The organism is Natrinema sp. 74, from assembly GCF_046097095.1.
Taxonomy (GTDB): domain Archaea; phylum Halobacteriota; class Halobacteria; order Halobacteriales; family Natrialbaceae; genus Natrinema.
Genome location: NZ_CP175699.1, coordinates 217,044 through 230,139, shown reverse-complemented (window position 1 = coordinate 230,139; position 13,096 = coordinate 217,044). Strand labels below are relative to the sequence as shown.

The window sequence follows — 13,096 nt, the reverse complement described above, 5'->3', positions numbered from 1 at the left end:
GACCGATCGAGCTATTTCTTCCTCCACCGTGTGACCGCAAACGCTCCGCTAACGTCGTCTTCTCGAAACCGCCAGTCACGGATACAGAGATCGGGCCGATCGCTCGAGAACGCTCTTAGAACGGTTTGAAACGCGGTTATAGAACGGTTCGGACGGAACTGCGACTGTAGCGTGACGACCGCCGAGAGCCGGTCACACAGCCGCGAACGTCGGCGCTACTCGTAGATCGGGAACTCCTCGCAGCGGTGCTTCGCGTTGGCAACGATCCGTTCGGCGTACGCTTCGAACGCTTCGGTCTGGGCCTCCTCGGACACGCTCGGTGCTATCCGCTCGAGTGGCTGTTCGAAGGCCATGGGCTACGTGGAACGGGTAGCGAGTGAGCATCTTGCGTGACATCCCTCCACGAAACGTAACTCCGCTAACAGGACATGGAGCAGAACCGAAATTTAAGAGACCTGAACTGGTACCCCAGTGTGATGCGAACTGTCAGCACCGACGACGCACCGGCTGCCGTAGGCGCGTACAGTCAGGCGACCACAACCGACAACGTCCTCATCACCGCGGGCCAACTCCCGCTGACGGCGGACGGTGACCTGTTAGACGACGAAGCAGTCGGCGACCAAACGAGGCAGTGTCTTGAAAACGTCGCGGCGATCCTCGAGGCGGAAGGTCTGTCGATGGACGACGTCCTCAAGACGACCGTCTTCCTCGACGACATCGACGACTTCGAGGAGTTCAACGAGGTCTACAGCGAGTTCTTCGGCGAGGAGCCGCCCGCCCGGAGCGCGGTCGAAGTTGGCCGCGTCCCCAAGGGTGCGGCGATCGAGATCGAAGCGATCGCGGCTGCCGAATAGGCGACCACGGCGAGCCCCGATCCGAAATCGATCCGTTCGTTCCATCCTTTCATTCCGTCGACCACAGGCAACTCAGCGAGAGCAAGAGACACGACCGTCCGAGCGTCCGTATTTGCGATCGGACAGCGACCGGTCGATACGGATAGTTCGATTGCGGTTTCCCAGTCTCGCGTCTCTCGGCATGCTTCCACGGGCGACTTTCAGAACGAGCTGGGACGCGAATTACACGTCGGATCGTTTCCGCGTGCTTCACAACACCGTCAGTGGTATCGGCTCTCCGTCGAGCGTATCTCGAGGCCCGTCACCGTCGAAACGATATCCGATGGCGGTTCGTCTCGGGTACACCGACCCGATCACGCGACTCACGCGAGTTCGACGGAACCGAAGAGAACGCTATCATGGGACGGAACCTGTTAGTCGTCGGCAACGGCCGACCTGTCGCCGTCTTCGGCGGTGAGTTCTTCGCGGCTGTCGACCGGTTCGCTGGGATTCGCCTGGTCCAGTTCCGTCGGGGCCCCGAGTCGAGCGTCGGTCGCGTTCGGGTCGACGACGCTCGTCTGGCCATCCTCGACCGCGATCTCGTCCTTGAGGTGCAACTGGATTGCCTCCACGAGGGCGTCTGCCTCGAGCGGCTGGCCGCGCTCCTTGATGTCCGCTTCGGTCGCGTCGGCGGGGATGTTGAACGCCCGTTGTGTGATGATCGGCCCCTGATCGAGGTCCGTCGTCACGTAGTGAGCGGTGACGCCGGCGATCCGAACGCCCTCCTCGAGGGCTTGCCGATAGGCGGCAGCGCCGGGGAACGCCGGTAGCAGCGAAGGGTGGACGTTGATAATGCGGTCCTCGTAGCGGAAGACGACCTCCGGTGAGAGGATCTGAATGTAGCGGGCCAGCGCGATGAGGTCGACCTCGTACTCTGCGAGGAGGTCGAGGAGTTCGTCCTCGTCGGGCGTGCCGCTCTCGTCGCCGATGTCGTGGAACGGAACGTCGTGTTCCGCCGCGAGCGGGCGAAGCGTGTCGTGGTTTCCGATAACGACCTCGATGTCCGCCTCGAGTTCGTCGTTCTCCCAGCGCTCTAGCAGGGCCTCCAGGCAGTGGCTCTCCTTTGTGACGAGGACGGCGATGGACCGGTTCTCGCAACTAGACGGAAACAGCACCTGGACGTCGACGCCGAACTCGTCGCCGAGCGCATGGAGGTCCTCGCGGAGTTGCTCCCGCGAGACCGTCATCTCGGACGCATCGACCTGCATGCTCATCCGAAACGTTCCGTCACGGACGGCCTGATCTAGATCGACGATGTCGACGTTGCGTTCGAACAGCAGCGACGTCACGTCGGCGATGATTTCCGAGTCGTCGTCGCCGACGATCGTAATCTCGGTCTGTTCGCGAGTCATCGCTTCCACCTTCGAGATCCGTTCTCGGTCGTCGGCTGCGCTCGGTCGATCCCGGTAGCGTGTACTGATTGGTCTCCCCGGTCTGTCGCCGCGGCGGACGGCGCACACTGTGCTAGTGACATCCACTCTTCCGTTCCCGAGCGCCGTTAATGAACCTTGGTTCTCCTGATATCGGGAGAATACGACGTGTTTGCCGACCGGCTCTTACGATCAGTAGTCCGATAGTATGAAAAGCAGCGTTCGATCCGTTCGGAACGACCGGCGGCGCCTCCGATCTGGAACGACCGAGGCTATACCTCCGTTCGGAGGTAGTCGACAACGGTGGCCGGCTCGTCCGTGAGGCCGCCGCCCTGTGCGAACGTCGGTCCGCCGCCGCCACCGCCGCCGAACGTCGCTGTGACGTCGTCGACGAGTTCGCTGGCATCCGTCTCGCCGGTCGTACCGACGACCACAAACGCGCTTCCGTTCACGCCGGTCAGTGCGACCACGTCACCGATGTCGCCCGCGAGCGCCCGTACGCGCTCCGACACGTCGTTGGGACCGATGCCGTCGATATCGAGCTCACCGACGACCCACTCCTCGCCGCCCTTCGAGACGGTGTCGTCGCCCAGCGACTCGAGGCGTTCCTCGAGCAATTGATCGCGCAGAGCGTCAACCTCCGCCTCGAGGGCCGCGTTCTCTTCGACGACACTGGTCGCTCGCTCCGGGAGCTTCTCGACGCTCGTCTCCAGCGTCCGAGCGGCGCGAGTCGCGGCTCGCGTCTCGTCGAGCTGTGCGCGAACGGCAGTCGGCCCGACCGCGTACTCGACGCGCACGAGCCCCGATCCTGGATTCGACACCTCGAGAATTTTGACGGGGCCGATCTCGACGGTGTTTTCGACGTGCGTCCCGCCGCAGGCGGCGATGTCCCAGTCGTCGATTTCGACGACGCGGACGGTATCGGTCGTCTCGGCCGCGCCGGTCTCGTTGAAGACGATCTCGTCGCGGTCTCGCGCCTCCGCCGCGTCCATCTTCCGCCAGGAGACGTCTCTCGACTCCCAGACGACCTCATTGACCATCCGCTGGAGGGTGAGCGCATTCACCTCGTCCGGGTCGCGGTCGGTCTCAAAGTCGATGCGGCCCTTCTCCGCGTCGATATCGAACCCGCCGTAACCGTGGTCGTCGAATAGTTCGCGAGCGGCGCCGTACAGCATGTGACTGGCGGTGTGCGCTCGCATACAATAGGTCCGGAACTCGTCGTCGATCGAGCCGGTCACGTCGTCACCCGCCTCGAAGTCGGGCGCCGTCGCCAGCGTGTGAACGGTCTCGCCGTCGCGCGTTTGCACGTCGACGACGTCGATTCCGCTCAGCGTCCCGCGATCGGCTGGTTGGCCGCCGCCTTCGGCGTAAAAGTACGTCTCCTCGAGCCGAACGTCGGTCCCGTCGACCGACCGTACCGTCGCCTCGAACTCCGTCGTGTACGGCTCGTCCGGTGCGCGATTGTCTCTCGATTCGGAAGCCATCATGCCGACTGTCGGAACACACCGTTATAAACCGTACGGAGGGTCCGGTGTGGCGACACATTAATGAAGCCGCCGGTGGCACGTGTGGTATGGAGTATCACGAGTCGGTCGACTACCTGGAGTCGCTACAGCGGTGTCGACCCAAGCTCGGAACGGAAACGACCGCCGCGTTGCTGTCGCACCTCGATCGTCCTCAAGCGGACCTCGATTGCGTCCAGATCGCCGGGTCGAACGGGAAGGGAAGCACCGCATGTATGCTCGAACGGATCCTTTGCGACGCCGGACTCGACGTTGGGCTCTACACGTCGCCCGATTTGAACGACCTGCGCGAGCGGATTCAGGTCAACGGCCGGAAGATCCCGAAACGGCGGGTCCGGGAGTTTGTCGCCGAGATTGACGACTGCATCGAACGGCTCCGCGAGGCGGACGATACGCCGACATACTTCGAGGTCCTCACGGCACTCGCGCTCCGCCACTTCGCCGCCGAGGACGTCGACGTCGCCGTCCTCGAGGTCGGCATCGGCGGTCGATACGACGCGACGAGCGCCGTCGATCCCGTCGCGAGCGCCGTAACCAGCGTCTCGCTGGAACACACCGACATCCTTGGCGACACGATCGAGGAGATCGGCCGCGACAAGGCACAGGTCGCGCCGGCCGACAAGCCGCTAGTGACCGGCGCGTCAGGAGCGGCCCTCGAGGCGATCCACTCGGAGACGGACGTGATTACCGTCGGGAGCGACGACGCGGACGTGATCGCCCGCGAGCACGGACTGGCGTCGCCGATCGAGAGCGAGATTTCGATCGCAGGACCGAAGTGGTCACTCGAGACAAGGCTGCCCCTCGTCGGTCCCCATCAGGCGACCAACGCCGGCGTCGCAGCGACGCTGGCCGATCAGATCACCGGCGTCGATCCGGAATCGATCGCGCGCGGTCTCCGCGACGCCCATTGGCCGGGCCGGTTCGAAGTCATGTCAACGGCGCCGCTCGCGATCCTCGACGGCGCACACAATCCGGGCGCTTGCGAGACGCTCGCCTCGCTCGTCGATCGGTACTCGTTCGACGATCTTCACCTCGTCTTCGGCGCGATGCGGGAGAAAGACCACCAGGGCATGGCGACGGCGCTCCCCACTGCCGACGCTGTCTATCTCTGTGAACCGGACGTACCCCGTGCCGAGAGCACGGACACCCTCGCGGCCGCGTTCGGCGATCGTGGGGCGGCGATCGATCGCGCCGGCTCCGTTCTCGAGGCGACCGAACGAGCGCTATCGGCGGCCGACGAAGATGACTGTGTCCTCATCGCCGGTTCGCTGTACGCGGTCGCCGAAGCGCGCGACCGGTGGACGCGGCTCCAGATTCCGAAGCAAATAGCGACGACAGAGCAGGCGCGGAATGTACTCACGAGCGCGGCCGTCGACGCGGAGACCGCCAAGTCCGTCGCAGACGAGACGGTCCATCGAACGATCAAGACTTATCTGCGCGATCCACAGGCCGAGCGCGTCGGGCGGGCCTTCGAGGCGATCGGCGGGACGTGCGTCCGTTCGGACGCCGAGACGGCCGGGCGCCGTGTCGCAACCGTTCTCTCCGGGACGCAGTCGCAGTTCCGGGGCCTTCTCAAGGAGCTGGCCAACGCTGATCGCGGACTCGCCCACGTCGCCGACCAGCTCCGGAGAACGATCGACGACGCCAATCGCGCCAACGACCGAGCCGATCGCAATCAGTATCCGTGGGATCGAACCCCCGCGGTCATGGGTATTCTGAACGTGACGCCGGACAGCTTCTATGACGGCGGTGAGTACGACCGCGTGCCGGACGCGGTCCAGCGAGCCCGCGAGATGGTCGCCGCCGGCGCCGGTATCGTCGACGTCGGCGGCGAGAGCACCCGACCCGGCGCCGAGCCGGTCTCGGCCGCCGAGGAGATCGACCGCGTCGTCCCAGTTATCGAACGCATCGCGGACCTGGACGTCCCGATCTCGGTCGATACGCGGAAAGCGGCCGTCGCCGACGCCGCGCTCGAGGCGGGCGCCGACATCGTCAACGACGTCTCCGGACTCGAGGACCCGGAGATGCGCTTCGTCGCGGCCGACCACGACGCGTCGCTCGTCATCATGCACAGCCTCGAGACGCCCGTCGACCCCGATCAGACCGCCTCCTACGACGATGTCGTCGAAGACGTGCTCCACGAGCTCTCGGAGAAAGTCTTGCTCGCGGAACGCGCGGGGCTCGACCGCGATCAGATAATCGTCGATCCCGGGCTCGGATTCGGAAAGGAGTCGGCGGAAAGCTTCGAGCTCGCCGCCAGGGTCGACGAGTTGCGCGCGCTGGGGTGTCCGGTCATGGTCGGCCATTCCCGGAAATCGATGTTCGACCGCATCGGCTGCCAATCCGGCGAGCGATTACCCCCGACGCTTTCGGTAACGACCATGGCGGCCGAACGCGGTGCTGATGTCGTCAGAGTTCACGACGTCCCCGAAAACGCCGCTGCGGTTCGGACGGTCCGCGCGGCGGATACTCGATACTAGCCCTCGCAGCCGAAGCCAAAACCAAAGCAAAGCGAACGCGGTCACGAACGAGCGGCGAAGGAAGCGGTCGATACTGTCGGATACGTCCCCTCGAGTTCCGCGGTATCGACAGGCCGCATCAGTAGCTCGTACACGTCCCCGTCCGTGAGAAGACGTCGCCTAATCGAATTCGTTTCTCCGAGTGCGGCGAACTGTTCACAGAGGTCGGTCCGATCGGAGAACCGCTCTGCGTCGGTGACGACCGGGTCACCGTTTCGTTCGACAACTCCAGAAAGTACTCGTTCTCGTTCGTTCGAATATTGATTTGCGTTTTGTGAACCGCCTCGGGGTCAAGTGGTTCGAGACGCGGAGCGTCTCGTCATCACGGAAGACTACGTCTTCCGTACGACCCCGAGGCACACGCCTTGTTCTCTCTGTAGAGGGGAGTGGACACCGCGTCAGCTGATGGATCTCGGTATTCGACGTCATCGTGCTTAGCTATCGCTTTCGAATACCGTTCGAGAATGAGAGAAGTTTGGCGTCGAACGTAGTCGAAAGGCGGTCTACAATTGGGTTCACAAGTGTGATTTACAGCCAGCAGATGACGAGAGTCCGAGTCACATCGCGCTTGATGAGACGGTGATTCAACGTGACGAACACCGCTATTGGCTGTACACTGCAGTTGATCCGCAAACGAATAAAACTCCCCATATGCGGCTGTATCCAACGAAAACAACCGTGTTGACAGACTGATTCCTGCAGGAACTCACGGAGAATCATGATCTTGATGATGCCGTGTTTCTCGTTGATGGCGCAAAACGACTCTAGACTGCACTCCGCCGATCTAGACTCTGATTTTGATACGAAAAACACGGAGAGCAGAATGCTGTTGAACATATCTTCTATACAATAAAACGACGTACCTCTTCATTCTCAAACTGTTTTAGTCACGTACAACATCAACAGCCGAATCGTGGCTCCAAGCTTTCGCTGTCTGGCACAATGCGACAACCTACACATGACCGACTGACTTGAGCATACTCTTATGATGCTGCCCAAAGCAACGAGAGAGTACCGTGCAGACGAACGATACACGATTGGTGAGCCGAGATCGAACCGACGGTCGAGACCGCTCGGTAAACAAGACGGAGCCACTGCCGAAAAGATGCCTATTACCGTAAAAGCCTACGCCGAACACGACGAACTCGCTCTAGTCCCGACGTTACGGAGCGTAGATGGTATCGAGATCGAAGTGATAACACAGGCGAACACCGATCCGGATTCAGATATATTTCCATTTCTCATCAAGTACGACGACCGCGACGAGTTGGAGCGTCACCTCGAATCGGATCCAACCGTTGACAGTTACGAACTCGTCGACGCAAACGATGGCATGTTCATCTACTATATCGAACATCCGGACGGGACCATATTACTGAGTCCGATCCTTACGGAAGTGAACGGATTCATGTTACGTACGGAAACCAAACGTCGCGGGTGGTTCGTCCAGTTACAGCTCCCAGACCGAGAGGCGCTCAATACGATCTGGGAGTACGCCGAAGGGTGCGGGATGAAGTTCGAGATTTTCGAAATACACGGAAGCACGGGGGCCAAAGAGGATGTCTCGTTCGGACTGACAGACGAACAGATCGAAGCACTGCAAACGGCGTACAAGTGTGGGTATTTCAACGAGCCGCGAGACACGGCGCTCAGCGGCGTTGCCGACGAGGTCGGCGTCTCCTCGACTGCAATGAGCGGTCGGCTTCGACGTGGGATGCGGAACCTAATCTCTGCGGCGTTGATGGACGAAGATATCGACTAACGGCCTCGCTACTATCCACGTGTTGCCAGTTCTCTGCAGACGTAGAGTTCTGTTTGGAATAAATGTGTATGATGTTTCTTCGATGAGGATATGAATAGGTCCTCTCTTAAGGGGAGAAATAGCGTAGATTACGATATTAATAAAACACATATACAATTCTTCTTCTCATCGACTGACTAACGATAGTCAACAGTGTGTAATTTACCGGTGTATGACTGATTCGGTGGAATTCGACCGGCCCACGAATCATTTTCATACAACGGTACTTGGAACGAATCCACCATATGTGAGTGTTTAAACGGGAGGAATATTACTCAGCAAATATAATCTTGGCCATTGTCAACTGTTATCTAACGAATAGTACTGTAGACTCGGCAGCCGACCGACGCACCACTTGCACCACGACTGGACCGGGGAAGAGCGGGCGAGTGACGTATCGTGTAGGCGATTGCGGAGTACGAAAACGAGCGTCCGAAGGATCTCCCACCGCTGGGCGATAGTATCAATCCTAAGGCGCTCGATACGGCGTTTGAATCCGCCGACGGGAGCGCCGGAAAGGCCGGGTGCATCACCTTCTCCTACTACGGATACACCGTTCTCGTGCAGAGCACCGGGCAGATTCTTATCAGGAAGAGCTGACACCGTTACCCTGGTGGGAGGGCATCCCGTTCTCGAGTAACTGGAGTACTCCGCGGCGTAACTGCTCTCGTAAACGTCGTTCGAACGCTTATTTGTCGAGCAACCGTCTGTGCGCGTCAATTTCACCGTTTCGGATGCGGAAACTGCTGATCCGGACGCCATCGTCGGCGGTGACGAACGGTGCGGTATGGACCTCAAGCGGCGTGAGGCCATCGTCCACTCGCCGTTCGTTCAGTCCGTGAGCGCGGTGCTGGGCTTTCCCTTCGGGAGAGACAATCAGCGCATCGACATCTGCCCGGGTAGCCGCGGGACCGTGCGGATCCTCCAGTTTGATGATCTCGTGCGACGCTGTATACGCGCTGCTCAGTTTGTCGAGCTCAGCTTCCAGCGCGTCGCGTCGCTGGTCGAACAGGCCGAGGGATTCGGCGTGACTAGGGTCGCTACGTGTCTGTTTAGCGAGCGCCGTTGCCGTCAGTGCGATGATAACGTATCCATCGCCGTCCCCGTCGTGGCTTGCGGTCTGGAAGGCTTTATGCAAGAGTGCACGGTGGCCGTCGTGAATTGGTGTAAACATTCCGCCGAGGATCGCGATGCGTTCACTGTCATTCATAGGAAGCTGTTCTCTACACACTCACGTATATTGATAAGATACGCGACCGCGATAGTCATCCTCCCCACAATATGGAAGTAGCCCCCGGCTCACGTCGGGGGACAGCCTCTGGCGGTATTGCCGTGCTGCGAGCGTGAATAATGGTCTGGATGTCGGTATCTGGCAAATCAAGCGGAGTACAAGAGTTCTATTCAGCTACCATTACTTATAGACGCAAAACAGTCGGTCGATCGGCATCGAAAGCTGCTCCACCCATAACTTTAATTACGTTTGTACTCGTGAGTCTATTCGTCACGCTTGCCAATGCGTGACACGTTGGCCATACGGTGGCCAATCTATAGGCGTAGTTCCCATGTCAATGGTCTTATAACGAACCCAAACTACGCCTATAGCTTTTCAGTATAATTCAGAATTCCTCATAATCGGTGTTCAACCGAGTCTACGTGCAGACGGACTTGCATGATATGCTCTCTTGGCCGTTTAGAGGCTAGTCCCGGGAGCGAGCGCGTCCATTGTCTTGTGGATCTCCTCGATAGTGGCGCCGCGAGGGAACGCGACCTTCATGGCATCAACTTCGTCACGCGCGACAACCGCCTCGAGGCACTCGCGCGCCTCCGCTGGAGTGCCAGCAGGGACTTCCTCCATCAGGTTCGCAGCGACGAGTTGTTTGGCTCGATCACGGTCGTCGGCTTGCCAAGCATCGTAAATGTCGTGGGCGAGCTCTTTGTAGCCTTCACGGGCGAGTGCATCGCGGTAGTAGGTACCCATCCCGCCGAGGTAGAAGGCGGTGTGTTGAACGACGAGTTCGCGCGCACGCTCGGCATCGTCGAGGGCACAGCATGTCTGGCCGAGCGTTACCCGGACGTCGTCCCGCTGGCGGTCGCCGAGATCGATTCCCCGATGCAGGTCGTCCATCCGCTGGGTCAACCCGTCTGGCGTGTAAACGATGGCTTGCCAGCCGTCGGCGAATCGGCCAGCGAGTTCGACTCCTTTCGGGCCCATAACGGCGAGGTCCACCGCCGGCGGTGTTTCCGGGGGCTCACAACGCAGCCGGAAGCCGGATAGGTCGAAGAAGTCACCGCCATAGTCGACCGTTTCGCCGCTAAGAACTCGCTTGACGACGTCAACATATTCGCGAATACGTCGAAGCGGGCGCTCGAAGTCGGCTCCGTGCCAGTTCTCGATCACGATGGGACTACTGGCCCCGAGACCGACGCGGTACCGGCCGTCGCTGGCCTCGTCGAGCGTCGCTGCAGTCTGTCCGATCAGCGCCGGCGATCGGGAGTAAACCGGAAAGACGCTGTTCGAGATGCCGATCTCGTCGGTGTGATCTGCGATGGTTGCGAGGGTAGTCACTGCGTCCCGACCCCACGTCTCTGGGAGCCAGAGCCGATTGTAGCCCAGCTCCTCGGCACGCTCACCTAGTTCGACAATAGCGTTTAGTGAGGGCTGTGCGGCGACGGGCAGGGCGATGTCGACAGTCACCTCAGACATCTCGAGTCACCACCTGACAGAGCTGTTCGGCGCTGGCTGTCTCTCGAAGTCGCTGCGTTCGCTGTCGAAGTCGGTCGTTGATCATCGTTCATCCGAAATAACTCTAGCTATTCCCTTTAATCCGCCGATTCAAATAATTCCGAAGTGATACATGGGCCAGACGTAGAATGGGCCACGAACGCGGTTAGTCGAACGCGAGAGTCGAGGCAACCTGTTTTACTGTGGAAAAAGTTTATTATGGCATTCATTGTCATAGAGAATATGAACGAACCGGACGATCCCGAACCGAAAACGATCGACGCATCCCGAAAGACGCTAGACGTAATCGAGACGCTCTGGAAACTCGACGGTGCCGGTGTCACGGAAATCGCGGACGAACTGGGCCTATCAAAGTCCACCGCGTACTTTCACCTCTCGACATTGAGCGAGAAGGGCTATATCGTTAAATCGGCCGACGAGTACCGGCTTAGCCTCCGGTTCCAGAACTATGGCGAGTACGTGAAGCGCTCCCAACCTCTGTACGACGTCGCCGAGCCTGCCGTCGAGGAACTGGCGGAGGAGACCGGCGAACGAACGTACTGCATGGTCGAGCAACATGGGCTCGTGACAAACCTCTGTGTGAGTAAAGGTGATCGGGCGCTCGAGACCGATGCTCGGAGCGGAGCCCATGCCTACATGCATTGTACGGCGGCTGGGAAAGCTATCCTGGCCTATCTTGACGACGACCGTGTGGACGAGATCATCGACAAGTGGGGCTTGCCTGAGTTCACTGATCACACGATCATAGATTGCGAGGAACTCGAAGAAGAACTTGCTGAAGGCCGTGAACGGGGATATTTCGGCGTACGCGAGGAAATCACAGAGGGCCTGAGCGCGATCGGCGCCCCGATCCGAGACGAGGAAACCGTCTATGGCGCTATTTCACTCGAGGGCCCGGAAATGCGTCTTCGTGATCAGTTGGAAGATGGGAGCCTTCTGAACGACCTTCTCGCCACTGCGAACATGATACAGGTTAATTTGAACTTCTCGCAGTCCTGACTCTTTACGGATGGGGCATTTACATTCATGCGGCCGTAATGAGATGAATTACCCACCGTCATGCTACTATATGCGTTTTATCTAGGTAAACACCTCTATTACAAGCATACGATTGTAAGAATAGAGGTGAAGCGACGGTGCTTATCAAATCTACGCGACTACTCGTTCGGATACCGTTTAACACAAGAAAACGCATTACAGACTAGCCGATCGTCATCGCTCCCTCTCTCGACGACGCGTTAGGAACGGATGGTGTGGCTATCAGGTCGATTTACACCGTGAGAAGCCTCTCAGGGCTCGGTAATTGATGTTCCCCATACCGCTCTTCCGGCACTCTCAGTGGGGGTGTCACTGAAAAGAATCGTTGCCGGAGGCGGTGCCGTCTTCGACGGAGGATTTGGGATAGTCTACTTGCCTTTGAATTCCGGCTCCCGGCCTTCGATGCGAGCCTCGAAGCCCTCGTCATAGTCGTCGGTGAGCACTAGCCGGTCACCGAGCTGGTCCTCGAACTCGAGTCCCTGTTCGAGCGGCATATCGAAGGCGTTGTTGAGGAGCTGTCGGCTGTATTTTAACCCAAGTGGGGCGTTCTTTGCGATCTGGTCCGCCCAATCGCGGGCAGCATCGTCGACGTCTGCAGGGTCGTCGACCACTTCGTGAACGAGCCCACAGTCCTCGGCTTCGGCCGGGTCGATATACTCACCCGTGAGGACGAACTCCTTCGCTTTCGAGAGCCCGATCAACCGTGGGAGGCGCTGGGTAGTTCCACCTGAGGGGAACAGCCCGAGTTTTACCTCGACGACGCCGTACTTGGCGTCCGCATCGATCACCCGGAAGTCGACAGGGAGCACCAATTCGAAAGAACCAGCGATGGCCGCTCCCTTGATGCCGGCGACAGACGGGGTGTCCATATCGTCGATGAAATGGGTGATATCGTCGAGACTCATCTCGAGGTCTGGTGCATCTTCCTCGCCGCGTTTTTTCATCATCTCTAGGTCCATCCCGGCGGAGAAGATGTCGCCCTTGCCGAGCAACGTCATCACGCGCACGTCGTCATCAGCCTCGACCTCCTCCAGAGCCGCCCGGAGATCCCATAGTAAGGATTGGTTCATCGCGTTCTTCTTCTGGGGGCGGTTGAGGATGACGTCCGCACGGTTGCCCGTGACGTCCAGCTGGACATTACCGCTGCCAATATTCCGCATACCCGTCATCTTGGCGACCGCATGTAAATAGTTAGGGGAACGGGCAACA

At 59.6% G+C, this 13,096-nt stretch carries 11 protein-coding genes and 1 pseudogene; 6 read left to right on the top strand and 6 right to left on the bottom strand.

Annotated elements, in window-relative coordinates; all coding sequences use genetic code 11:
- Positions 1-215 precede the first annotated feature (215 nt).
- A complete protein-coding gene (locus tag ACJ70B_RS19000; RefSeq protein WP_408960582.1) occupies positions 216-353 on the bottom strand; it encodes a hypothetical protein in 138 nt (45 codons plus the stop codon).
- Between the two features lie 120 nt (positions 354-473).
- Here ACJ70B_RS19000 and ACJ70B_RS18995 point away from each other — a divergent pair, with 120 nt between their 5' ends.
- On the top strand, positions 474-854 hold the full coding sequence (locus tag ACJ70B_RS18995; RefSeq protein ID WP_408960581.1) for a Rid family detoxifying hydrolase: 381 nt from the start codon (positions 474-476) through the stop codon (positions 852-854).
- Positions 855-1,267: 413 nt separating this feature from the next.
- Here the strand turns inward: ACJ70B_RS18995 and ACJ70B_RS18990 are convergent, their stop codons facing one another.
- Together ACJ70B_RS18990 and ACJ70B_RS18985 are read right to left on the bottom strand one after the other, a co-directional pair.
- Positions 1,268-2,245, bottom strand: coding sequence for a formyltetrahydrofolate deformylase (locus tag ACJ70B_RS18990; RefSeq protein WP_408960580.1), 978 nt, complete (start codon positions 2,243-2,245; stop codon positions 1,268-1,270).
- 290 nt (positions 2,246-2,535) lie between these two features.
- On the bottom strand, positions 2,536-3,747 hold the full coding sequence (locus ACJ70B_RS18985) for an alanyl-tRNA editing protein (RefSeq protein ID WP_408960579.1): 1,212 nt from the start codon (positions 3,745-3,747) through the stop codon (positions 2,536-2,538).
- 89 nt (positions 3,748-3,836) lie between these two features.
- Between ACJ70B_RS18985 and folP the strand changes: the two genes are divergently transcribed.
- The 4 genes and pseudogenes from folP (at position 3,837) to ACJ70B_RS18965 (ending at position 8,706) form a co-directional block, all read left to right on the top strand.
- Positions 3,837-6,266: a dihydropteroate synthase gene (folP, locus tag ACJ70B_RS18980; protein ID WP_408960578.1), complete on the top strand. Its 2,430-nt coding sequence runs from the start codon at positions 3,837-3,839 to the stop codon at positions 6,264-6,266.
- 423 nt (positions 6,267-6,689) lie between these two features.
- Positions 6,690-7,267: pseudogene (locus tag ACJ70B_RS18975) on the top strand (IS6 family transposase); the annotation flags it as partial.
- Positions 7,268-7,410: 143 nt separating this feature from the next.
- The gene (locus tag ACJ70B_RS18970; RefSeq protein ID WP_408960577.1) at positions 7,411-8,067 is read left to right on the top strand and encodes a helix-turn-helix domain-containing protein; all 657 of its coding nucleotides are present in this window, start codon (positions 7,411-7,413) and stop codon (positions 8,065-8,067) included.
- Positions 8,068-8,514: 447 nt separating this feature from the next.
- Complete coding sequence (locus ACJ70B_RS18965; protein ID WP_408960688.1) at positions 8,515-8,706, top strand: HalOD1 output domain-containing protein; 192 nt, start codon at positions 8,515-8,517, stop codon at positions 8,704-8,706.
- An 88-nt stretch (positions 8,707-8,794) separates the two neighbouring features.
- Here the strand turns inward: ACJ70B_RS18965 and ACJ70B_RS18960 are convergent, their stop codons facing one another.
- Both ACJ70B_RS18960 and ACJ70B_RS18955 read right to left on the bottom strand, forming a co-directional pair.
- Positions 8,795-9,316 (bottom strand): phosphopantetheine adenylyltransferase, encoded by a 522-nt coding sequence (locus tag ACJ70B_RS18960; protein ID WP_408960687.1) that lies wholly within the window; start codon positions 9,314-9,316, stop codon positions 8,795-8,797.
- A 480-nt stretch (positions 9,317-9,796) separates the two neighbouring features.
- The gene (locus ACJ70B_RS18955; RefSeq protein ID WP_408960576.1) at positions 9,797-10,810 is read right to left on the bottom strand and encodes a TIGR04024 family LLM class F420-dependent oxidoreductase; all 1,014 of its coding nucleotides are present in this window, start codon (positions 10,808-10,810) and stop codon (positions 9,797-9,799) included.
- Positions 10,811-11,071: 261 nt separating this feature from the next.
- Here ACJ70B_RS18955 and ACJ70B_RS18950 point away from each other — a divergent pair, with 261 nt between their 5' ends.
- Entirely contained in the window at positions 11,072-11,848 is a 777-nt protein-coding gene (locus ACJ70B_RS18950) for an IclR family transcriptional regulator (protein ID WP_408960575.1), read from the top strand.
- A 407-nt stretch (positions 11,849-12,255) separates the two neighbouring features.
- On the opposite strand, the gene ACJ70B_RS18945 is transcribed toward ACJ70B_RS18950, so the two are convergent.
- Positions 12,256-13,047 carry an enoyl-CoA hydratase/isomerase family protein gene (locus tag ACJ70B_RS18945; protein WP_408960574.1) on the bottom strand — a complete coding sequence of 264 codons (792 nt, stop codon included), beginning with the start codon at positions 13,045-13,047 and terminating at the stop codon, positions 12,256-12,258.
- Positions 13,048-13,096 lie beyond the last annotated feature (49 nt).